The sequence below is a fragment of the Candidatus Polarisedimenticolaceae bacterium genome, from assembly GCA_036275915.1.
Lineage (GTDB): Bacteria > Acidobacteriota > Polarisedimenticolia > Polarisedimenticolales > DASRJG01 > DASRJG01.
Genome location: DASUCV010000002.1, coordinates 138,197 through 157,978, shown reverse-complemented (window position 1 = coordinate 157,978; position 19,782 = coordinate 138,197). Strand labels below are relative to the sequence as shown.

25 protein-coding genes are annotated in these 19,782 nt (G+C 67.9%); 9 read left to right on the top strand and 16 right to left on the bottom strand.

All coding sequences use genetic code 11. The annotated features are described in order from the left end of the window. Position 1: 1 nt before the first annotated feature. From VFV19_01485 to VFV19_01475, 3 genes are read right to left on the bottom strand one after another with little or no spacing between them, the layout of a single operon-like run. Positions 2-1,318, bottom strand: a complete 1,317-nt coding sequence (locus VFV19_01485) for a radical SAM protein (protein ID HEX4822963.1) — start codon at positions 1,316-1,318, stop codon at positions 2-4. Between the two features lies 1 nt (position 1,319). Next, positions 1,320-1,754 carry a PCP reductase family protein gene (locus VFV19_01480; GenBank protein ID HEX4822962.1) on the bottom strand — a complete coding sequence of 145 codons (435 nt, stop codon included), beginning with the start codon at positions 1,752-1,754 and terminating at the stop codon, positions 1,320-1,322. Further along, the gene (locus VFV19_01475; protein ID HEX4822961.1) at positions 1,751-2,626 is read right to left on the bottom strand and encodes a P-loop NTPase; all 876 of its coding nucleotides are present in this window, start codon (positions 2,624-2,626) and stop codon (positions 1,751-1,753) included. The genes VFV19_01480 and VFV19_01475 overlap by 4 nt, the downstream gene beginning before the upstream one ends. Positions 2,627-2,979: 353 nt before the next feature. Here VFV19_01475 and VFV19_01470 point away from each other — a divergent pair, with 353 nt between their 5' ends. After that, positions 2,980-4,197 (top strand): TCR/Tet family MFS transporter, encoded by a 1,218-nt coding sequence (locus VFV19_01470; GenBank protein ID HEX4822960.1) that lies wholly within the window; start codon positions 2,980-2,982, stop codon positions 4,195-4,197. 54 nt (positions 4,198-4,251) lie between these two features. Here the strand turns inward: VFV19_01470 and VFV19_01465 are convergent, their stop codons facing one another. The 5 genes from VFV19_01465 to VFV19_01445 form a co-directional block, all read right to left on the bottom strand. Beyond that, entirely contained in the window at positions 4,252-4,731 is a 480-nt protein-coding gene (locus VFV19_01465; protein ID HEX4822959.1) for a GNAT family N-acetyltransferase, read from the bottom strand. Positions 4,732-4,810: 79 nt separating this feature from the next. Next, positions 4,811-5,680, bottom strand: a complete 870-nt coding sequence (locus VFV19_01460; protein ID HEX4822958.1) for a TIR domain-containing protein — start codon at positions 5,678-5,680, stop codon at positions 4,811-4,813. A gap of 50 nt (positions 5,681-5,730) precedes the next feature. Continuing rightward, positions 5,731-6,270: a DUF1697 domain-containing protein gene (locus VFV19_01455; GenBank protein ID HEX4822957.1), complete on the bottom strand. Its 540-nt coding sequence runs from the start codon at positions 6,268-6,270 to the stop codon at positions 5,731-5,733. Further along, positions 6,267-6,719 carry a GNAT family N-acetyltransferase gene (locus VFV19_01450; GenBank protein HEX4822956.1) on the bottom strand — a complete coding sequence of 151 codons (453 nt, stop codon included), beginning with the start codon at positions 6,717-6,719 and terminating at the stop codon, positions 6,267-6,269. Before VFV19_01450 ends, VFV19_01455 begins: the two co-directional genes overlap by 4 nt. A gap of 16 nt (positions 6,720-6,735) precedes the next feature. After that, positions 6,736-7,404, bottom strand: a complete 669-nt coding sequence (locus tag VFV19_01445; GenBank protein ID HEX4822955.1) for a CPBP family intramembrane glutamic endopeptidase — start codon at positions 7,402-7,404, stop codon at positions 6,736-6,738. Positions 7,405-7,640: 236 nt separating this feature from the next. Between VFV19_01445 and VFV19_01440 the strand changes: the two genes are divergently transcribed. Beyond that, positions 7,641-7,949, top strand: a complete 309-nt coding sequence (locus VFV19_01440) for a hypothetical protein (GenBank protein HEX4822954.1) — start codon at positions 7,641-7,643, stop codon at positions 7,947-7,949. Next, entirely contained in the window at positions 7,946-8,326 is a 381-nt protein-coding gene (locus VFV19_01435; protein HEX4822953.1) for a hypothetical protein, read from the top strand. Before VFV19_01440 ends, VFV19_01435 begins: the two co-directional genes overlap by 4 nt. A 1-nt stretch (position 8,327) precedes the next feature. On the opposite strand, the gene VFV19_01430 is transcribed toward VFV19_01435, so the two are convergent. Beyond that, complete coding sequence (locus VFV19_01430) at positions 8,328-8,861, bottom strand: hypothetical protein (GenBank protein ID HEX4822952.1); 534 nt, start codon at positions 8,859-8,861, stop codon at positions 8,328-8,330. Positions 8,862-8,931: 70 nt separating this feature from the next. Continuing rightward, complete coding sequence (locus VFV19_01425; protein ID HEX4822951.1) at positions 8,932-9,735, bottom strand: GNAT family N-acetyltransferase; 804 nt, start codon at positions 9,733-9,735, stop codon at positions 8,932-8,934. A 46-nt stretch (positions 9,736-9,781) separates the two neighbouring features. On the opposite strand from VFV19_01425, the gene VFV19_01420 reads away from it, so the two are divergent. Continuing rightward, positions 9,782-10,720: a hypothetical protein gene (locus VFV19_01420; protein ID HEX4822950.1), complete on the top strand. Its 939-nt coding sequence runs from the start codon at positions 9,782-9,784 to the stop codon at positions 10,718-10,720. Positions 10,721-10,731: 11 nt separating this feature from the next. On the opposite strand, the gene VFV19_01415 is transcribed toward VFV19_01420, so the two are convergent. The 6 genes from VFV19_01415 to VFV19_01390 all read right to left on the bottom strand — a co-directional run bounded on the left by VFV19_01415 (position 10,732) and on the right by VFV19_01390 (position 16,378). Further along, a complete protein-coding gene (locus tag VFV19_01415) occupies positions 10,732-12,306 on the bottom strand; it encodes a cytochrome c peroxidase (GenBank protein HEX4822949.1) in 1,575 nt (524 codons plus the stop codon). A 117-nt stretch (positions 12,307-12,423) separates the two neighbouring features. Beyond that, positions 12,424-12,915, bottom strand: a complete 492-nt coding sequence (locus tag VFV19_01410) for a periplasmic heavy metal sensor (GenBank protein HEX4822948.1) — start codon at positions 12,913-12,915, stop codon at positions 12,424-12,426. Beyond that, positions 12,912-13,235 carry a hypothetical protein gene (locus VFV19_01405; GenBank protein ID HEX4822947.1) on the bottom strand — a complete coding sequence of 108 codons (324 nt, stop codon included), beginning with the start codon at positions 13,233-13,235 and terminating at the stop codon, positions 12,912-12,914. The genes VFV19_01410 and VFV19_01405 overlap by 4 nt, the downstream gene beginning before the upstream one ends. After that, a complete protein-coding gene (locus VFV19_01400; GenBank protein HEX4822946.1) occupies positions 13,232-13,792 on the bottom strand; it encodes an RNA polymerase sigma factor in 561 nt (186 codons plus the stop codon). The genes VFV19_01405 and VFV19_01400 overlap by 4 nt, the downstream gene beginning before the upstream one ends. Positions 13,793-13,936: 144 nt before the next feature. Then, positions 13,937-14,719, bottom strand: coding sequence for a hypothetical protein (locus tag VFV19_01395; protein ID HEX4822945.1), 783 nt, complete (start codon positions 14,717-14,719; stop codon positions 13,937-13,939). A gap of 147 nt (positions 14,720-14,866) precedes the next feature. Further along, entirely contained in the window at positions 14,867-16,378 is a 1,512-nt protein-coding gene (locus VFV19_01390; protein ID HEX4822944.1) for a choice-of-anchor tandem repeat GloVer-containing protein, read from the bottom strand. Positions 16,379-16,509: 131 nt separating this feature from the next. Between VFV19_01390 and VFV19_01385 the strand changes: the two genes are divergently transcribed. The 5 genes from VFV19_01385 to VFV19_01365 all read left to right on the top strand — a co-directional run bounded on the left by VFV19_01385 (position 16,510) and on the right by VFV19_01365 (position 19,757). Next, positions 16,510-17,001 carry an SRPBCC domain-containing protein gene (locus tag VFV19_01385; GenBank protein HEX4822943.1) on the top strand — a complete coding sequence of 164 codons (492 nt, stop codon included), beginning with the start codon at positions 16,510-16,512 and terminating at the stop codon, positions 16,999-17,001. Positions 17,002-17,048: 47 nt separating this feature from the next. Further along, a complete protein-coding gene (locus VFV19_01380) occupies positions 17,049-17,615 on the top strand; it encodes a hypothetical protein (GenBank protein ID HEX4822942.1) in 567 nt (188 codons plus the stop codon). Positions 17,616-17,623: 8 nt separating this feature from the next. Beyond that, positions 17,624-18,277 carry a hypothetical protein gene (locus VFV19_01375; protein HEX4822941.1) on the top strand — a complete coding sequence of 218 codons (654 nt, stop codon included), beginning with the start codon at positions 17,624-17,626 and terminating at the stop codon, positions 18,275-18,277. Between the two features lie 83 nt (positions 18,278-18,360). Then, complete coding sequence (locus VFV19_01370) at positions 18,361-18,921, top strand: Uma2 family endonuclease (protein HEX4822940.1); 561 nt, start codon at positions 18,361-18,363, stop codon at positions 18,919-18,921. Between the two features lie 374 nt (positions 18,922-19,295). Then, positions 19,296-19,757, top strand: a complete 462-nt coding sequence (locus VFV19_01365) for a hypothetical protein (protein ID HEX4822939.1) — start codon at positions 19,296-19,298, stop codon at positions 19,755-19,757. Positions 19,758-19,782: the final 25 nt, after the last annotated feature.

The following is a 19,782-nucleotide window of genomic DNA, read 5'->3' as shown; positions in this document are numbered from 1 at the left end:
CCTAGCCCCGCTTCCCGAAGATCGAATATCGCGCCGGCACCTTCGACCGAATCGCCTCGAGCTCCGCGAGCGTGACGCGAGACACGCCGCTCTTCCGGCACGAGTCCTCGACCGCTTTCACGACCATGCCGCGAACGAACGCGGGGATACGCTTCATGCGCTCGCGCGCGTCGTCGTCCCACGCGATCTCGGTGATGGAGGACTTTCCGTATTCCACGGGCTTGATCGAGATGAGCGGGGAGCCGGCGAACTTGCCCGGCGTATGAGTGCACAAGGGATCTTCGGCCATGATGTCGCCGGTCGCGCCGTAGGCGCGAGCGCGGCAGCCGCCGCACATCGCGTTCAGCTCGCAGGCGCCGCAGCGCCCGCCGAGGCTCGTGCGCCGCCGGATCGCGACGAACGGCTCCGAGGCCGCCCACACGCTCGCGAGAGTTTCTTCTTTGAGGTTGCCGCCGAAGACAGGGAGGTAGGGGCAGGGGGTGACGTCGCCGTTCGGACGGATCCCGAGGTAGTGCGTGCCGGCGGGGCAGCCGCCGGCTCCGCCTGTGTACGTCTTCAGGAACGGCGAGTCCGGATCCTGCTCGATCAAGGTCTTCACGTAGTGCGGGGCGCACTTGGCGTTGACGAGCATCCGTCCGGCGTAATGCTTCTGGATGCGGTTCAGCCCCTCGAGGATCCGGTCGTAGGCGTCGGGCGCGATGTCGGAGACGAACGCGCCGCGGCCCGTGGGGACGAGGAAGTAGAGGTTCCACACCTTTGCCGCCAGCTCGTCATGCGCGAAGGCGGCGATTGCCTCGAGCTCGTTCACGTTGTGCGCGCCGATCGTCGTCTGCACGATGAACGGCAGCCCGGCCGCCCCGAGGATCTTCGCGCCGTCGACGGTGTTCTGCCACGCACCCTTCACGCGCCGAAAGGCGTCGTGACTTGCCGGATCGAGCGCGTCGAGCGAGAGCGACATCCCGCGCACGCCTTCCTTGACCAGGAGCGCGGCAAGGGTCGGCGTGATCTTCACGCCGTTCGTGCCCACGACGACCCAGAGGCCCTTCGCGTTCGCGTGGCGGACGATCTCGAGGATGTCCCGCCGGAGGAGCGGCTCGCCGCCGGTCAGGATCGTCACGGCCTCGGGCGCGAACGCCGCGATGTCGCCCACCACCTTGAAGCACTGCGCGGTCGTCAGCTCGCTTCGGTCCGAGAATGCCTCGTCGTGGACGAGCGGCTTGCCGCCGGCGTCGAGGTAGCAGTGCTCGCAGGCGAGATTGCAGCGGTAGGTCAGATTCCAGGAGACGACGTACGGGCGCTCGAACGGGGACGGATCCATCTCACATACCGAAGCGCGACCGGGCTTCGTCGAGCACCCTCTCGTCGATGACGGTGTAGCCGCTCTCCTCCGCGAACTTCTCGATGCCGGTCTTCGCCATCGAGCGGACGAAGCTCGGGACCGATTCCATCCGTGCCTCGGCCTCGGCGGTCCACTTGGGACCCTTCGTCTCTTCCGCCTCCTCCGAGGCGCCGGCCATCATCCCGGCGAACGGGCACTTCGAGCCGCTCGTCGCGGTTGCGGCGTCCTTTCCCTCGTTCGGCCCGATCTTCACGCCGAGCGACGTTACGAGCTGCGTCTCGAACGGGTTCGTGAGCATCGCCATCTCGTAGCCGCACTCAGGGCAGCCGTACGTGACGGCGACCGAGCCGCGGTCAGGCGGCGTGACCGCCATCATCTTCATCGGCTGATCGCAGGGGACGCAGAGGAATTTCATCGGCCGGTCTCCAGGGACTCGAGCAGGCGGCCGGCGACGGCCATGAGGGCCCGCGTCGCGGCCGATTCGGGAAGGTCGGCGAAGGAGACGCCACGGTCGCACGCGAAGGCGAGCGCCGGGTCGAACGGGACGCGCCCCAGGCAGGGGAGGTCGAGCGCCACCGCGTCCTTCGATTCCGGGAATAGCGGCTTGACCTCGTTGCAGTCGGCGCAGAAGTAGCCGCTCATGTTCTCGACGTAGCCGAGCACCGGGTTCGACGCCTTGGCCAGCGCGCTCACCGAGCGGGCGACGACCCCGCGCGCGACATCGGACGGGATGGTGACGAGGACGAAGCTCGTCTCGGCCCCGAGCGCGTCGGCGAACTGCATCGTGCGCTCGGTTCCCGGCGGCAGGTCGAAGAGGAGGACGTCGAGGTCGCCCCACGCGACCGCCGAGAGCACCTCGCCCAGGGCGGCAAACTCGCGCGTGGCCCGCCAGGTGTGCGCCTCGCCGGTGGAGACCGCGTCGAACTCGAGCGGCTTCGATTCGGGGAGGAAGCCGCCGATGGAGAAGACGCCGACGCCGTCCTTCGAGCGGGGGAGGGCGAGGCCTTCACGACCCGGCACCGGCACGGCGCCGGAGAGACCCGTCATGCGCGCCTGCGTCGGCCCGTTGAAGTCGGCGTCGAGGATCGCGACCGCGCGCCCCTTCATCGCGAGCGCCGAAGCCAGGACGCGCGTCACCGTGCTCTTGCCGACGCCGCCCTTACCCGACCCGACCGCGACCCGGTGGCGCACCCCCGAGAGGGCGCGCGCGATCCGGTCCCGCTGCTCGAGTACTTGGCCCAAAACGTTGGAGCCGCCATCTCCGATAATTTCGTGGTACGACTTCATCCGCCGCAGCGTACACTAATTCCGCACGGCGAAGGCGCCGGGCGACGGTCCGCGGGCCTTGGGCGGGCTCGGGGGCCGGAGGGTTGGGGCCCTCACGCATCGAGTCGCCCGACGAAGGAGGTGATCCATTGAACAGCCTTAGTTTCCGTTCGGTGGAGGTGGCGTCCTCGTAGGGTGCTCAAGGCGCCGTTTGCGTCTGGGATGACCCGTAATACGCGGGGTAACCCAACGTCATCGACACCGGCAGCTCCTGGGGCCCCAGTCGCAAGGCTGGGGCCCTTTTTATTTGATCGTCGGCAGTCAGTAGCCGTTGGAAACCTACCGACCAGCCCCAACGAACCTAACCACCCGCCATGACCTCGCCCCCCCGCAGCCAGCGCCACGCCCTCGCCTTCATCGCGATCACGCTGCTCCTGGACACGATCGGCTTCGGGCTGATCGTCCCGGTCATGCCGCGGCTCCTCGAGACGCTCACGGGCAAGCCGGCGAGCGTGGCGGTCCTCGACGCAGGCTGGCTGACGTTCGTCTATGCGTCGATGCAGTTCCTCTGCGCTCCGATCCTCGGCGGGCTGTCGGACCGGTTCGGGAGACGCCCGGTCCTCCTGGCGGCGATCGGCGCGCTCGGGGTCGATTACGTGGTCATGGGTTTCGCGCCGACGCTGCCGTGGCTCTTCCTCGGCCGGTCGATCGCCGGGATGGCGGGGGCCTCGTTCACCCCGGCGTACGCCTATGTCGCCGACATCAGCGCTCCGGAGAAGCGGGCGCAGAACTTCGGGATCGTCAGCGCGATGTTCGGGGTGGGATTCATCACCGGGCCGGCGCTCGGCGGGCTCCTCGGCGGACTCGGGCCACGCGCGCCGTTCTTCGCCGCCGCGGCGCTCAGCTCGATCAACTTCCTCTACGGTCTCTTCGTTCTCCCCGAGTCGCTCCCGGCGGAGAGGCGGCGCCGGTTCGACTGGAAACGGGCCAATGCGCTCGGAACGATGCGGCAGCTCCGCAAGCACCCGGCCGTCTGGGGCCTGCTCGTCGCGCTCTTCCTCTGGATGCTCGCGAATCAGGTCATGCCGTCGACGTGGAGCTTCTACACGAAGTACCGGTTCGGCTGGGCCGAGGGAACGATCGGCGCCTCGCTCGCCCTCGCGGGGCTCGTCATGGCGTCGGCGCAGGCGCTGGTCCCGCGGCTCGTCGTCCCGGTGCTCGGCGAGCGCGGCGCGGCGCTCACCGGGATCGTCGTGGGCGGTCTCGGCTACGCCGCCTACGGGCTCGCCACGAGCGGGTGGATGATGTTCGCGATCCTGCCGACGTGGTTCTTCGGTGCCATCGTCATGCCGACGACGAACGCCCTCATGTCGCACCGCGTGCCGCCCGACGCGCAGGGCGAGCTCCAGGGCGCCGTCGCTAGCCTCTTCTCGGTCAGCTCGATCCTCGGGCCGCCGCTCATGACGCAGCTCTTCGGACGGTTCACGGCGCCGGGATCGAGCGTCCACGTTCCCGGCGCAGCGTTCTTCGCCGCATGGGCGCTCACGATCGGTTGCTTCTTCATCTACCGCGCGGCGACACGGGGACAGTAATTAAGAGGGGACAGCTTCCGAAACTCGAAGCACAGAGTTTCGGAAGCTGTCCCCTCAGAGAAAACGGTGCATGACGAGGACGTCGACCGGTCCCAGTGTCGCGTGGCGGAACGCCTTGGGGACACGTCCGACGACCTTGAAGCCGCAGCGCTCCCAGACCTTGATCGCGCCCGTGTTCGTCGCGACGACGTAGTTGAACTGCATCGCCGTGAATCCCGCCACGCGCGCCGTCTCGAGCGAGTGCTCGCACATCGTCCGCGCGAGGCCGCGGCCGCGGGCCTTCGGGGCGACGATGTAGCCGGCGTTCGCGACGTGGTCGCCTAGGCCGGGCTGGTTCGGGCGGAGCATGTAGCTCCCGAGGACCGCGCCCGCTTCGGTGGCGACGAACGCGCGGGCCGGCGGCTCGGCCCACGTCCGCCGCGCTTCCTCGAACGGTGTGTCGGGAGCCGGTGCGAAGGCGTCACCGCCGGCGATCACCGCGCGGTAGATCGGCCACACGATCTCGAACTCGGACGCGTCGATCTCGCGGATCATGTCGACTATCCTACGGCGATGGAGTCATCTTCTGGGGTAACGACCGCCTCGAGGAGGCGTTCGCGTTCTGGCGCGAGGGCTAGCGGGCGGGGACGTCCGCGTCGGCGAGCAGGTGGAGCTCGCCTGTTGACGCGTCGGGGTCGGCGTCGATGTACTGCGCGAGGTGCTCGCGCGAGTCCCCCTCGAAGCGGAGGAACGCGACGCCGACGCCCCCCGAACGGCCCCACTGCGGGTGCTGGTTCCTGGCGACGCGCGCGCTGACCCGGATCCGGGTGCCGTTCTCGAGGGCGAGGTCGAGATCGAGGAGCTGCCCTTCGGGGATCTCGCCGAACGACTCGAGGAGCGCGCCGGTCATGCTGATGTCGACGATCTTGAGGACGCGCCGCGGTCCCGCCAGGTAGGCCGTCCCCAGCGTGGGGCGGCGGCGCCTCCGGGCGACCTGATTCGGCTTCGTCGCGCCGGCGCGCGCGGCCTTGCCCGCCGTCGGAGCCGGGACGAGGCGCAGGATCTGCTCGCGGAGGATCGCCGCGGCGCACCCGACCGCCGGTGGGATGCCGGCCGAGCGCGGCGGCGGAAACGTCGCCGCGACGACGCCGCGAAGCTCGGCGGGCAAGGGACTCTCGGCGGAACAGACGACGAACGTTCGCTGACGCCCGAGCGAGCCCAGACAGATCCCGAGAGCCAGCGCGACCGGGTCGGACGCGTCGCCGCGCCGTGTCGCGCGCTTCGGCGCCGTTCCTTCGGGCGCGACGACAAACGCCGCGAAGTCGAATCCGCGAACCGCGTCGAGGAGGCCGGCGGAGCCGGTGAGCCCAGGCTCGAAGGCGCCTCGGGACCAGAGGGTGACGTCGGCGAGATCCGCGAGCGCCGTCCGGAGCGCTTCGGCGATCGCCCGATCGTCGGGGGAGGCCCCGATCAGGAACCGCGGCTTCGGTGTGGACGGCGTCATATCCGTTGAAAATCTAGGTCTGGGGACGCCTGCGTCAACTGTGTTGCGGACTACGAGCTCCGCAGCGCCGCCTGGATCCGGAGCATGGTCGCCCAGTTGCGGGTCGTGGCATCGTCGCGGATCGCCGCGGCGAACTCCTTGGCGAGGCGGCTCCCGAGGATCCCGTCGGGGCACCAGAGGAAGGCGGCCCGCCCGTCGTGGACGAGGGCCCCGGGGGCCCAATCGCGCCGGACGAGCCCCTGGATCGCACGGCGGTCGACCTTCTTGGAGAGGATCGCCACGAGGAGCCGAGACGGGTTCGATGCTATGTCCAGGAGAGTGTTCGCCTCGATCGCCGCGTTCACCTCGGCGGAGGTGAGGGCGGTGACCCGCGAGCTCACGCCGAGCTGATCCGTGACCGCCCGCTCGATCCTGGGTCCCGGATCGCCGCGCAGGGACGCGGGCGCGGTGAACACGACGTTTCCGCTGTTCAAGATGGTGACGACCTCCCGGTACCCGAGCCGCTCGACGAGGCCCGCGAGGTCCGCCATCGAGACGCGCTTGGCGCGACCGACGTTGATTCCCCGCAGGAACGCCGCATACCGGGTCACCGCTCGAGCACCATCAGGACCTCCTGCACCCCGTCGTCACCATGGGGCAGCACCTCGACGAGCGTGAAGCCGCACTTCTCGAGGACGCGACGCGACCCGACGTTGGTCGTGGCCACGAAGGCATGCAACGGGCGGATCGTGAACACCTCGAGGAAGCGCCATAACGCCGCCGTCGCGATCCCCTGACCCCACCACTCGCGCCCGATCCAGTAGCCGATCAGATGCCGGCCGTCCCTCGGAAACATGACGACGTTCCCGGCAACGTCGCCGTCGACGAGGATCGTCTGCGTGACGAGGGTCGGGTCGCTCAGGATCCGTGCCCAGTGCGCGTCGAACGCCTCACGGTCGCGCGGGGGAAAAGCCGCCATCGCGTTCGCGACCGGGTCTTGCTGGTGCTCGAAGAGGGTCGGCAGGTCGCCCGGCTCGACCTTGCGGAGAGCGATGTTCACCGCGGCGTATCGTACCTCAGCGGAACACCAAGCCGGCGATCCGCTCCTCCCAACCGAAGTAAATGATCAGGACCGCCGTCACGTCGAACGCAGCATGGGCGACGACGAGCGGCCAGAGACGTCCTGTGATCGCGAAGACGGTCCCGAACGCCGCCCCGTCGAGCGCCGCCTGGGTCGCGCTGTAGATCCCGTGCGCCGGGTAGTGGATCGCCCCGAACAGAAGCGACGTCACCGCGACGATCGCGGTCTTCGCGAGCGGGCTCCGTCCCCACAGCCTCCCGAGCCGCTCGAAGAGGAAGCCGCGGTAGACGAGCTCCTCACCGAACCCGGCGCCGAAGACGGCGACGATCATGATCGACGCCAGCGCGGCGGTGTTCCCGTAAAGGTAGTGGTACTCCGCGTTGACCGTCGGCGTGCCGAAGAGCGGCATGACGACGCTCTTGAAGAGCAGCTTCAGTCCCGCCCCGAAGAGTGCGCCGCCCGCGATCGTCGTGAGCCAGCTCTTTGGCCTCGCCAGGCCGAGGTCGCTCCACGGCGTCTTCGAGTAGTGGATCCACGCCAGTGCCGGAAGCAAGTTGAACGGCTCGAGCACCGGCCCGAACAGGAGGACGACGAGCGACGCGGCGCTCCCGAGCGGTCCGAAGCCGCGGAGCTTCTCGGCGAGGCGGTCTTCTTGCTCGGACATGGGGGATGATACGGATTGCTGGCGGGGACGTTTCGATCGAGGCGTTCGACATGCTCCGTCAATGCCGTCCTGCGTCACGTCCTCGCGATCCGCGGGACGTTTGCAAGGCAGAGCTCTTGTGGAAAAGCGGCGACGTCGCCGTTCCGCCGGCCGGCGCCACGGCAGTGTTACGAGCATGAAATTGCGGCGCGGCACAACTGGGACCACACTCACGGTGGGGTGGAAGGAGCGATGGCATGAGCTCTCAGCGGCGCGATAAGCGGCTCAAGCGCTTCCTCGTCGAGTACGTGGCGAACCTCGACGCGGCCGACGGAAAGCAAACCCGGGGGAGCGAGAGCTCCGAGGCGATTCCCGACCGGCGCGTCAACCATCGGGCGCGCCGGATGGTCGACTGGTTCAAGCAGGAAATGCAGGCGCGCGAGCTGTCGCCTGAGAAGGAGCACGCGCTCCTGAACGGCGTGCGCGAGCTGATCCGTCAAGAGGCACGCGAGGAGACCGAAGCGGACCTCGCCTCCGACACGGTGGAGGAAACCGATCGAGGATGACAGCGTACGAGACGTTCGGCTGGGGATTCCTCGGAAGCGCGGCGGTCGAGGTCGTCACGCTCGTCGCTCTGTACTCGTCGCCCCGCCGCTCGCTCCCGCCCCGCTATCGCAAGGCCGGCTTCTGGGTGACGCGGACCGTTCTCGCGGCGCTCGCGGGCCTGCTCGCCGTCGCCTATGAAATCGACAAGCGGATCCTCGCCTTCAACGTCGGCGCCGCGACCCCGCTCCTCATCACGTTCATGGCGCGCGGCGTCCGCCTCATGACCGCCGATTCGGGGTTGCCGTCACGCGCTGCCGAGAGCGAGAGGCCGGAGGAGGAGGCGCACGATCGCACGGTCGCCGAAAGCCGCCGTGGGCGCGGTGGGGGCCGCGTCTGACCTAGCGCGTGCCGACCGGCACGCGCGACGTGCCGGGAGTCACCGGCGCCTTCGCCGCCACCGCATTCGCCGCCATCTGCATCCGCACCATCTTCTTCAGCGAATCCGATGGCTGCGCCGGGTCCGGTCCCTTGACCATGCCGGCGACATCACGGCCGATCTGAACCGGCGTGAGCAAAAGGCCCCACGGGAATCCCCACCAGCCGCAGACGAGCGAGAACGCCAGGTCCCCCGCCTGCGCCTTCGTTCCGCACGACCGGCACGAGATCCGCGGCTGGCTCCGCCAGCTCGTCACCACGAGCGCCGACCACACGCGGTGGCTGACGTGCACGTCGATCGGCCCCGGCCCGGCGCATTTCGGGCAGCGCCCCTGATGGGTTTGCCACACCTGCTGCTGAACCTCGGCTTCCGGAATCGTGTTCGAGATCGAGATCAAGAGTCCCCGCTGCGCGCACCGGTCGTTGCAGAAGCGGTGACCGTTCGACGACTTGCCGCCGAAGAGAATCGTCGATCCGCAGAAGTCGCATCGCGTCATGGCGCGGTCCTCCTCTCCCGAATATGGCGATGGAGGATGGAAGTGCCAGAACCGCCGAAAAAGCGAGCTTCTACGCGCCCCGCGCTTCGGCAACGAAGCGCAGCGTCACGGCTCCCGGCCGGATCCACGGCGCCTCGTCGACCTCGTCGCCTAGCAGGACGCGCGGCGCGATCGCCCCTCCGTTCCGCAGCACGAGCTCCCCGGCCAGGGCGCGGAGCGCCGTTCGTCCGGCAACATCGCGCTCATGGCTCATGGCCCACACTATTCCCGCGTCGTGGACGAGCGACGCATCAACGCGTTCCACGCCCGTGAAGACGAGCCCGCGGAGGCGCTGCGACCGTGCGTCGAGCGTTGCCGGCCTACGTTCCCAAGAGGACGCGTCCGACGCGGCGAAGGTGTCCTTCAGCTCCTCGTATCCCGCGTCATGGATCAGGCCGTCAGGTGGCGCGGGGGACGACGAGACATCGAACACGAGATCGGCGAACCGTCCCGTCTCGCGCCAGCCGCAAGCGGCGAAGAGCGCCTGTGCAGCCGCATCGTCCTCCGGCACCTCGGCCACGAGCCTCGGCGGCCCGAGGATCGCGAGCTTCGCCGACAGCGAAGTCAGGAGATGGCGCGCATGGCCTTTGCGGCGATGTTCTTGATGCACGGCGATCATGCGGACGAACGTTTCCGGCGGCCGCTTGCACCCGATGAGCACGCCGACCGGCTCGGGACCATCGAACGCGACCATGCAGCTCGAGCACCAGACGCCCAGCTCGCGGATGTCGCGCTTGAAGCCGTCGACGGTGGCACGTCCCTCGGGCGCGCAACGGTTCAACGCGTCCACGAGGAGCTGGATGTCGTCGGTTCGGCAGAATCGATAGGAGCTCATCGGTCGGAGAGGCGCATGATACGGGGTAACCGCTCCGAGGGCGTACGTGCCATCGCTGACGTTCCGCCGGATCTCGATCGCGGCAGCAACGACCCTGGTCGTCCTGGCCGTTGGCTTTCGACTGCTGCCACGTTATCCCTCCCTGGAGGATTCGAGCGCGCCGTACCCGGTCGAGAAGCTCGCCGAGCAGCTCGACCCGTGGTTGCTTGGTGACGGTTTCTCCCGGGTCACGGTGGTCGAGATCGCCTGGGTCGAAGGGTGCAAGCCGGGACCGGAGACGATCGGTGGCCTCGAGGCGATCCTGCACGAGTACAGTCCGAACCGACATCCCTGCGAGGTCATCGTCGATCAGGAGATTCCCCTCGCGCGATGGAACGAGCTGAAGGGCTCGGGCGACGCGATGCGGCGCATCGCCGACACGTACGCGAGGGCGGAGCGCGCACTCGTGGCGGGAACCGAGTGGCGGTACGTGCTCTTCGTTCCCGAGCTCGGCGCCGGCTACTTCGGTTATTCGTCGACCGTGTGGACCCTGCACGATGGCAAAGCGATCCCGGTGTCCTTCGTCAGCGTGTCGCGCGACGCGCACGCACGGTACGCACACCTATGGCTGAGCTTCGACCGGATGGAGGAGATGACCCTCGTCCACGAATTCGGACATGTGCTCGGACTTGTCCAGAACCCGCAACACGAGCGCGGGGGACAGCACCAGGGACATTGCACATCGCTCGACTGCCCGATGGCTCATCCCACGCCGCGTGTGATCGCTCGCAATTTCTTTCCAGGCCTGTTGGACCACTTCATGCACGACTATTGCGACGCGTGTAAGGCGGACATTCGCCGTGCGCAGCAATTCTGGCGCGACCGCGAAACCGAGGGGCCGACCTACCGCCTTCGGCGGGATGCGGAACGCGAGTCGCAGCGCGTTCGGATGGAAGCGTGGCTACACGGAGATCGAAGCGAAAGCATCGCGCCAACGCAACCGTGAAAGTCCACGACCTAGGGACAGCTCGCCGCCGGCACGCGCGCCTGCACCGACGACGTCACGCCGAGGCCGCGATCGACGCTGCCGTCGCGCACGCCCTTCACGTAGAAGAACCCGTGCCCCTCGAGCGGGACCTCGTTGTCGACGTACGTCGTGTCCGTGGGGTCGGGATCGCTCCCGTTCATGCAGACGCCGTAGCCGTGGTCGGGAAGGCCGTCGCCGTTGAAGTCGACGAGGTCCTCGAGGTTGCCGCGGTACATGGTGTAGAGGGCGATCCCGCCGATCGCGGGCCAACGCAGGGTCACCTTGTCCGCGTCGAACGAGAGCTGGGGTAACGCGCCGGCGCTGAGCGACGGCTGATCGAACGGGAAGGTCCCCGCGGCGACGCGCGGGTCGGTCAGCGCGTTCGCCATGAAGTCGACCAGGGCGGGCCCCTGGTCGGGGGGCACCGGCACCGGGAGGAGCGGGTCGATGTTGTCGAGGAAGATCGCAGGGTTGTTCGGCCGGTAGTGCGCGATGACCTGCTGGAGGTCCGAGAAGACGCCGTTGTGCATGTAGGAGACCTTCAGTCCCACACCGCGCAGCGTCGGGACCTTGAACTTGCCGCGGTCCGAATCGAAGCCGGTCACCTCTTCGCGCCCGGTGTCGTCCGTCGGCGGCCGCACGCCGATGTTCCGGTAGGAGTAATTCGTGAAATTGGGCGGCGTGTGGCAGGCGGCGCACGGCGAGCCGCGGAAGAAGTTCCAGCCCTGCACCTGGCCCGGGGTCATCGCGGTCGGGTTGCCCGCGACGAAGAGATCCCACGGCGTCTGATTCGGGATGAGCGTCCGCTCATACGTCGCGATCGCGAAGGCGATCCGTTCGGCGGTGATCGCCGGGTCGCCGAACGCGGCCTGGAAAAGCGAGGGGTAGGTCGCGTGCGCGGCGATCGCGGGGATCACGTCGGCCGGGACCTTCGTCGCGTTCCCGAGCGGTTCGCTGATCGCGAGCTTCTTCACGACGTCGGCCCACGAGCGGCTGTCGCGGCCCATCTCGACCGAGCTCAGGATCGGCGCGAGCGCCTGGTTCTCGAGGGCGCCGCCGGTGGCGATCGCCGTCTGGCCGGTGTCGGGATCGATGAAGTTCGTCTTGGCGCGGCCGTCCCAGAACGCCTCGGGCGTGTAGGCCGCATGCACCGCGGCGTTCGCGGCGCGGCGCGTCACCTGGACGTTGAATCCGAAGACGGGATCCTGGACGAGGTTGCCGTTGACGTCGGCGTGGCGCACGCCGGGTGACGAGCGGATGTTGTCGTCGGGGGTGCTGAAGTTCGCGTCCGGGCCGGGATTGATCCCGATCCGGAGATCGGTGCCGGAGCGATTCGAGGAGTGGCAGGTACCGCAAGCGACGGTGCTGTCTCCGGAGACCTGCTCGTCCCAGAACAGGATCTTGCCGAGCACGCGCTTGTTCTCGGTGATGGGGTTCTCCGAGGGCACGGGGACCGGCGGCAGCGGCGGCGGAGGCGGCGGCGGACCCTGCTGCGCAAACGTCAACGCGCCGGCCCCCGACAGGATGACGAACGCCAACGCCGCCCGGATCGCCTTCGCACTCATGGTCGCCCCCTTCTCCCGGACGCTCGCCGTATCCGGCGCCCGTGCCCATGAAGAGCGCGCGGCCGAGCCGGCGGTTACAGTTGAGTTGAGAAGAAAATGGGGACTGTCCCCATTTCCCTAGAAGGGAGGGGGAGGCGGCGGCCCCTGCGGTCCCATCGGCGGCCCGTCGAGGAACAGCTTGTCGGCGCGTCGCTTGTCGTCCTTCACAAGCGCGTCAAACGTTTTTCTCTGATCGGCAGTGAGCACGTCGGCGATCTTCCGCCGAACGGCATCGAGGTGCGCTTCGAGCTTCGGCCGCAGCTCGCGACGGAGCGCGTCGGCTTCCTTGCGGCTGTCCTCGAGGATGTCCTGGATCTTGTCGCGCTGTTCCGCAGTCAGCTCGAGGCGCATGTCCATCTCACGCGTGAATGGCTGTCCGGGCCCGCCTGGCCCGCCAGGTCCGGGTGGACCGAACCCGGGCGGTCCCATCGGACGCATCGGTCCGGGCGGGGGAGGCCCCATCGGTCCCGCGCCGGGGCGGTGGAGGAGCAGGTACGCCCCGAAGGCGCCGATCATCATCCCCGAGAGGACGAGGGCGATCGCCGCAGCGAGCGCGACGAAGCGGCTCACCGGGTCACCTGGCCGCCCTCGAGCAGCCACTCGAGCGGATCGGACTCGGAGGATGCCGCCGACGTGGACGGAGCGGCGTTCGTCGCCACCGCCACCGTCCGCCCGTGGGTGATCAGCGCCGCGACGGCGAGGACACCGGCGAGCGCCACGGAAGCCGGTAGAACGCGCCACGCCGCCCAATCGAGGCCCCACTCGCGCTCGGCGGGAAGGCGCTCGAGAACGCGCCGGGAGAACGACCCGTCCGGATCGATCCGCGCGTGGCGGTCGCGCAGGGCGTCGTGGAACGCCCGCTCGCGGCGCTCGAGGTCTTCGCGCTTCATCCCTGCTCCAGGAGTGCACGGAGGCGCCGGCGGGCGCGAAACGCGCGCACCTTGACGTTGGTCGCCGACCAGCCGATCCGCGCGGCGATCTCCTGGACGCTCCAACCTTCCCCGTCCAGGAGGAGGAGGACGAACCGGTCGGCCGGGGCGAGCCTGGCCAGCAGCCGCTCGACCTCGATCGCCGCGTTCGGATCGCGTGCCGGCGCCACCGGCTCGACGGATGACAGCGGCTCCCGGCGCCGCCGCTCGGCGCCGAGGCGCGCGTAGCACGACCTCAGGCAGACCCGCGTGATCCAGTGCTCGAAGGGGGCTCGCGCTTCGTAGGTCCCCAGCCGGCGCCAGGCGGTCAGGAAGGTCTCCTGGGCGACCTCCTCGACATCCTCTCGCCCCCGAAAGAAGCGCCCCGCAAGCCGGAACACGCGGTGCTCGTGACGCCGGATCAGCTCGCCGAAGGCCGCCCGGTCGCCCTCCCGGCTGGCGGCGACGAGCTCCCGCTCGGCCGTATCGCGCAACGGGCCGAGGGTCATCGTCAACGACCAGGGGAAGACCAATTCCAAGCGTGCCTCCGGTCGGCATCCCGGCAAGCCCGGGAAACCGCTGTCGACCTGCTAGAGGGCCCCTGGGCGCGGACGGTTACACAGCTCCCCCCTCCGGGTCGCGAAAGCGGCGTCATGGACCGGGACTCTACAACGGACGGCGGATCAAGGGCACGCGTTCGGCGACGCCGCGATCCCCGCATCGCGCGAGCGCACCTGGCTCGGCGCGAACGTGTCGTAGGTGCTGCCGGCGGCGCGGACGAGGATGAATTGCGCTTCGTCGGCCGCCGTGGGATCGGGGAACGGCATCGTGTGATCGTGGAGGTCGTTCGCGGCGCAGCGCGTGATCGCCAGCGAGAAATCGCCGCCGCTCTCGCGCAGGTCGCGGAGCTTCCCGACGACGACGTCGTAGCCGGGGATCTCGAGGCCGCCGTCCCACACGAGCGAGTCGCGCTCGACCGCCAGGTGCGGCACCGGACGGGCCTTCAGGTCCATCACGGTGTCCTGGCAGACGCCGCCGTGCTTCGAGATCGACACCGCGAGATCGGGGAACGGCACGTTGGCGTTGACGAGACCGCTCGAGAAGTGCTCGAGAGCGGCGCCGTCGATCGAGAGGTCGAGCTCCATGTCCTGATCCGTCGACAGCTCGCCGACCTTGTACGTGCCGCTTCCCGTGATGCGCCGTGACGTGGTCGCGTTGGCCGTGAACCAATGCACGTCGGGAATGGAGTAAAGGTCGAACGTGTCGCCGGGGCCGGCGAAGTCCATCTGGAGCGTTCCGAAGAGCGGAGCGTCGATGAGGACGGGGCACGCGCACGGCGCGAAGCACCCCTCTTCGTAGTTGCTCCCGTTGATCAGGACGTAGGGGACCGCCGCCGAGGCGAGCGTGACGGTGGCGAGGATGGAGATAGCAGCCGCAGCGCGGCTGATCGCGCGAACGAGACGCATCGTGATGTCCCTCCCGCACCGATGCGCTCATTGAACACCCGGGAATGGGTTGTCGCAACGGAATTCAAGCCAGACGGCGATGCCGGCTTCAGGGAGCGTTCACGGAAGTTTCGTCAGCTCATCGCGGCCGGATCGACCGCAAGAGTCCTACGGACACCCTCCCGACAGATCCTGCGGGTAATCGCATCCGGCGAGACCCGTGGCTTCAGGGCGCTGCGCGCCACCGACGCCGGTGCCGTACGAGCCCTCGCGCGTAAGCGTGTTGCCGACGAGAAGGAAGAACGCGTCGCCCACACCGGGGTTGAACGTGGCCACGCCCGTGGCGCCGAGCCCGCACGCCTGGCCGGAGTACGCGTAGGTCGACACGCCGGAGAGCGGGCCGTAGACGATGTGATGGTCCGGGGCGTAGCAGGACTTGCCGTAGCTCACGGTGATCGCGCCGCCCACCCTGTCGAACGCCGTCACGATCATCGGTACGGACGCGGCCGCCTCGCTCGGCGCCGGGGGAGGTAGGCTCGCGTCCACGACGTAGACCGCGCCGAGGCCGCTTGGCCCGAGATCCGTCGTTGTGCCGTAGAGCTTGCCGTCGCTTGCCTCGATGAGCTGGTCGTACGGCGTTTTGCCGGTGTCGGTTGTGAACACCGCGTTCTGCAGGTACGTGCCGGCCGTCGTGATCTCGTACGCGCTTCCATTCGCCGTCGATTGCGTCGAGGCCCACAGGTTGCCATCCGACGACTGCATGATCGGCTCGTTTCCGCCGCCACCCTGGACCGTGCTCGTGACGTCGAAGACCTTTAGGAAGCCCGTCCCGTCGAGGTGGATCTTGAATACCGTCCCGTAGCCGTGCGCTCCTCCTTCGAACGTCACGCCGTAGAGATAGCCGTCGGTCGCCTGGATCGGCGGGCCGAGGCCGCCCGTTCCGTCGGAGCCGGAGAAGACGTGCAGCACCGTGAGTCCGCCGCCGGGCGCGTAGCGGTAGATCGCGTTTCCGGAGATGCCGTAGAAATTGCCGTCGGAGCCGAGCACCAGCCCACGCCTGGAATAGGAGAGGCTCACCGTTGAGAGGTCCGCGAGCGCTTCGTAGTTGCCACCGAGGCTGATGCGATAGATGCGCGGGTGCGCGAGCGGTGCCGAGGTCGTGCCGTAAAGCCAGCCGTCGCGGCCGAGCGCCAGCTCGCCCCACGGGTTGACGCCGTCGGGGCATGGCCCCGCCGCCCCGCAGAAATCGTGGAGCTTCACGAACTGGCCCGCCTTGCTGATCCTGAAGACGGTCCCGTAGCTCAAGCCCGCGCCACCCTCGAGCGTCGTCCCGTAGAGCCAGCCGTCGGGGCCCTCGACGAGACCGCCCTGCGGATCCGAGCCGTTCACGTACAGCCCTGAAGCGGTGTCGTACGCGAATGTGTAGAGGACCGTGAGCTGCCCCGCCGGCGTGAGCTTGAACACGGTGCCGTTGCAGGTATGCACGCACCCCGCGCCGTCGTCGCCGCCCGTGGTCGTCGTCCCATAGAAATTGCCGTCGGAGGCCTGCATGAGCGGCGTGACGGGATGCCCCCCGGTCGACGACGTGAACCCGACGAGCCGCGTGACGGTCGCGCCGAACGAGGGCAGCGCGACGAGGCTCGCCAGGGAAAGGACGAGGAATGCCCTGCAAATGGCCATGATTCCACCCCCGTGCTCCGACCCTTATACGCCGATTCCGACCGACGACAAGCACCGGCTTCGGTTCATCGTTCGTTCAGCGAAGCGTGGCGGCCGATGAGGCGGAGGGGGACAATCGATGCGTGAGAGAAATGACGTTCACGAGGAGCAAGGGAGTCGTCGCGACGACGTGCCGTGTCGAAGCCGACGTCCACGCGGAGGCGAGCACGGTGTGGCGGGTCCTGACCGACGCGAAGGCGTTCCCGCACTGGAACAGGACGATCACACTCATCGAAGGGGACATTCGCGAGGGCGCGCGTCTGCGCATTCACGCACCCGGCAGCCGGCGCACCATCACCCGGAGGGTGTCCGGCGTCGTTCCCTCGAGGCGCATGGTGTGGAGCGCCGGCGTGGTCCCTCTCTACCGCCGCGTGCGCACCTTCACCCTCGAGCCTCGCGGCGACGGCTGGACGAAGTTCACGATGGAAGAGCGCTTCTCCGGCGTCGTCTTCGCTCTCGTCCAGCCCATGCTCGCGAGCTTGCGGCCGGTCTTCGAGACCTACGCGATCGATCTGAAACACGCGGCCGAGCACGACGCGATCAGTCGCAACGGGGCGCGGGCCGCGTTGCGACACCACGCCTGATACGACGTCTCTGGGCGCTCCGCTTGTCTCGCGCTACGCTTGATACCATGACGACGTTCGAGATCCTGCCGGGTCTCCCCGGCAAGGGCCCGAGGGCCAAACCGTTCTCCGCGACGCAGAAGGCGTGGCTGCAGGCCGGCTACGTCGTTCAGTTCACGCCGAAGTCTGGCAACTCATGGGTCGGAAATTTCCAGCCGGGCCCCGGCGGGGCGACGAAGATCGTGCTTCACCCCGACGGCACCAAGGTCGTCGTGGTCACGTCGGGACAGATGTATGTCGTCGATCCCGACGCGCGGACCGCGAGCGTCGTGCCTGGCATCGTCTTGCAGCTTCATGCGGTGGCGGATCCTCCTCTGCTGGTCTCCGACGACCAGGGGATCCAGTTTCAAGCGTTTGGTCCCGAGGGCGTCCGCTGGCGCACGAGGCGCATCTCCTGGAGCGGCTTTCGCAAGGTCGTCCTCTCGGACGGCAAGCTGACGGCCGAGGCTTCGAACGTCACCGGCGACACCTGGGAGCGCTTCGAGGTCGACCTCCGCACCGGGCGAACGACCGGGGGCACGTATCAGCTCGGTGACGCGGCGCTGTTCGAGAAGATCAGCGAAGGCGGGGCCTAGCCTCCTGTTTGGTGCTTGACAGCACCAAGACCACAGCGTACAACTCCTGGCAGCAACTCGCTCGAGTCGTCATCCGCGATCTCGAAGCGCCATTTCAGGAGTTCACCGACATGGAAATCTCAGAAAGCCTTCCCGTCGCCTCGACGGCACGCTTCCGCCCCCTCGACGTCGTTTCGCTCTGGCTCGGTCTCGGCGGGTGGGTCGCCACCTTCCTACTCGGAACGATTGTCGACTCCAGGCCGTATCGGGCCACTTTGGCGTCGCTCGACGGCGGAATCGCGGGCATCGTCCGGACGGGATCGGTTGTGGTCTTCACCTACACCCTGACCAACGTCGCCGTCCTTTGCCTCCTTGCCGGGCTCCTGGGGACGCTCGGCACCAAAGTGCGTCTGTGCTCCGATTCGGAAGACACGGAAGGCGGCGACGGGTCGTCCCCGAACTCCTCGGCGTTGCTCCGCGGGTTTCTCGTCTACCTCTTCGTGATCGCTGGCCTCCTATTCCTGGGTGACGATCCGATCGCGCCGAGTCAACAGCAGTACGTCAGGCTCGCAGGACTTGTATCGCTTCTCGGATTCATCATCAATTACCGGCCGGCGCTCTTTGCCAAGCTCCTCAGGCGTGCCGGGGCGCTCGTCGAAGGGGGGCAGGAGAAGAAGTCTTAGGTCCTTCCGGCCGCCACGGAAGGGTTGTCTATCTGAAACCCGAACTGTTGCCCGCCCCGCGCAAGACGCCGTACTCTTCGGGCATGCGAGCGCCCGATCGCCAGGAGAGACTGACCGTCGACGCGCTCTACGCGATGCCCGACCACGGCTACCGGTACGAGCTCCAGGCCGGTCTGCTCTTGTCCGAGCCGCTTCCTGGGTTCCGGCACGGCCGCCTGGTGGCGAACCTTGCGGCGATAATTCACGAGCACGTCAAAGCACATCGGCTCGGCGTGGTCGTCACCGGCGATCCTGGGTTCATCCTCGCTCGGAACCCCGACACGCTACGCGGACCGGACATCGCGTTCGTATCGCAGCGGCGTGCCGACGAGCAGCGCGACAACCTGCGCGCCTTCGAGGGGCCCCCGGATCTCGCCGTCGAGGTGCTTTCACCGAGCGACGTTCCTGCCGAGGTCCGCACGAAGGTGGCGGAATACCTGGCTGCCGGTACCCAGCTCGTCTGGATCGTCGATCCCGAGTCCCGGACGGTCACGACCTACCCTTCGATCTTCGCGCCGAACGTTCTCGACGAGCGCGATCTTCTTGAAGGCGCGGACGTGGTCCCGGGGTTCCGCGTTCGCGTTGTGGAGATCTTCGAGCCCTGAACGTCGGGCGCAGCACAGCCCGTTCTAGAGGTCGCACCGCCTCCGGAGCTCCACCTCGTTGAGCGTTGCCGGCCGGTAACCCCACCGAATCGCCATCTGGTCGCTCGCGCCCCGTTCCCATCAGATATTCGCCCGGCGCGTGACGTCCTCTTGCCAAGTGTTACCATTGGAGGTAACGTTTCTATGGGGAAGATCCGCCGAGGTGGATATGTCTTCGTTTCTTGGATCAGCGATCACCTCCCGCGGCACGTACACGTCTACCGGGAAGGCCGCCTCGTCGTTAAGTGGGACTTGGAGAAGGATCGGGCAATGTCAGGACAAGCAACGACCAGAGTCGTCGATCTGATCCGTCGACTCCGCGCGGAGGGACGGCTGTGAAGATCCGATCGGTAGTCGCAAACAACCGGCGCAGGGCGTTCGAGATCCACACGTCCAAGAAGGACTGGACGATTCCGTTCGCGAAGGCGCGTCCTGCTCCTACGGCGAATGATCCCGTCCGGCGGGTTTTCGTCGACGATGAGCTCGGCCGGGAGGGATTCACGTACTTCCTCGCGTCCGGTGCCGAGGGAACGGTTCACGGGGATCAGGTGCTCGAATACAACCGGGACCCGGGGTACCTTCGCGATGCGCTGCTCTACAAGCTGACGATCGAAGCCCAGAAGCGGGTAACTCTCTCTCGACTGTCCCGACGAGAGATCATCCGGCGTCTGGGAACGTCCGCGTCACAGTTCTATCGACTGCTTGACCAGACGAATTACAAGAAGTCGATCGATCAGCTTCTGTCGCTGCTCCAGATCCTGGATTGCAGAGTCGATTTCGTGGTCAAGTCCGCCTAGCGCTGCCACCCCGCGTACCGAACGA

Bases quoted from the DNA above. Each gene is read 5' to 3' on its own strand.
- VFV19_01485 (HEX4822963.1), bottom strand. From the start codon at position 1,318: ATGGATCCGTCCCCGTTCGAGCGCCCGTACGTCGTCTCCTGGAATCTG.
- VFV19_01480 (HEX4822962.1), bottom strand. From the start codon at position 1,754: ATGAAATTCCTCTGCGTCCCCTGCGATCAGCCGATGAAGATGATGGCG.
- VFV19_01475 (HEX4822961.1), bottom strand. From the start codon at position 2,626: ATGAAGTCGTACCACGAAATTATCGGAGATGGCGGCTCCAACGTTTTG.
- VFV19_01470 (HEX4822960.1), top strand. From the start codon at position 2,980: ATGACCTCGCCCCCCCGCAGCCAGCGCCACGCCCTCGCCTTCATCGCG.
- VFV19_01465 (HEX4822959.1), bottom strand. From the start codon at position 4,731: ATGATCCGCGAGATCGACGCGTCCGAGTTCGAGATCGTGTGGCCGATC.
- VFV19_01460 (HEX4822958.1), bottom strand. From the start codon at position 5,680: ATGACGCCGTCCACACCGAAGCCGCGGTTCCTGATCGGGGCCTCCCCC.
- VFV19_01445 (HEX4822955.1), bottom strand. From the start codon at position 7,404: ATGTCCGAGCAAGAAGACCGCCTCGCCGAGAAGCTCCGCGGCTTCGGA.
- VFV19_01440 (HEX4822954.1), top strand. From the start codon at position 7,641: ATGAGCTCTCAGCGGCGCGATAAGCGGCTCAAGCGCTTCCTCGTCGAG.
- VFV19_01435 (HEX4822953.1), top strand. From the start codon at position 7,946: ATGACAGCGTACGAGACGTTCGGCTGGGGATTCCTCGGAAGCGCGGCG.
- VFV19_01430 (HEX4822952.1), bottom strand. From the start codon at position 8,861: ATGACGCGATGCGACTTCTGCGGATCGACGATTCTCTTCGGCGGCAAG.
- VFV19_01425 (HEX4822951.1), bottom strand. From the start codon at position 9,735: ATGAGCTCCTATCGATTCTGCCGAACCGACGACATCCAGCTCCTCGTG.
- VFV19_01415 (HEX4822949.1), bottom strand. From the start codon at position 12,306: ATGAGTGCGAAGGCGATCCGGGCGGCGTTGGCGTTCGTCATCCTGTCG.
- VFV19_01405 (HEX4822947.1), bottom strand. From the start codon at position 13,235: ATGAAGCGCGAAGACCTCGAGCGCCGCGAGCGGGCGTTCCACGACGCC.
- VFV19_01395 (HEX4822945.1), bottom strand. From the start codon at position 14,719: ATGCGTCTCGTTCGCGCGATCAGCCGCGCTGCGGCTGCTATCTCCATC.
- VFV19_01390 (HEX4822944.1), bottom strand. From the start codon at position 16,378: ATGGCCATTTGCAGGGCATTCCTCGTCCTTTCCCTGGCGAGCCTCGTC.
- VFV19_01385 (HEX4822943.1), top strand. From the start codon at position 16,510: ATGACGTTCACGAGGAGCAAGGGAGTCGTCGCGACGACGTGCCGTGTC.
- VFV19_01380 (HEX4822942.1), top strand. From the start codon at position 17,049: ATGACGACGTTCGAGATCCTGCCGGGTCTCCCCGGCAAGGGCCCGAGG.
- VFV19_01370 (HEX4822940.1), top strand. From the start codon at position 18,361: ATGCGAGCGCCCGATCGCCAGGAGAGACTGACCGTCGACGCGCTCTAC.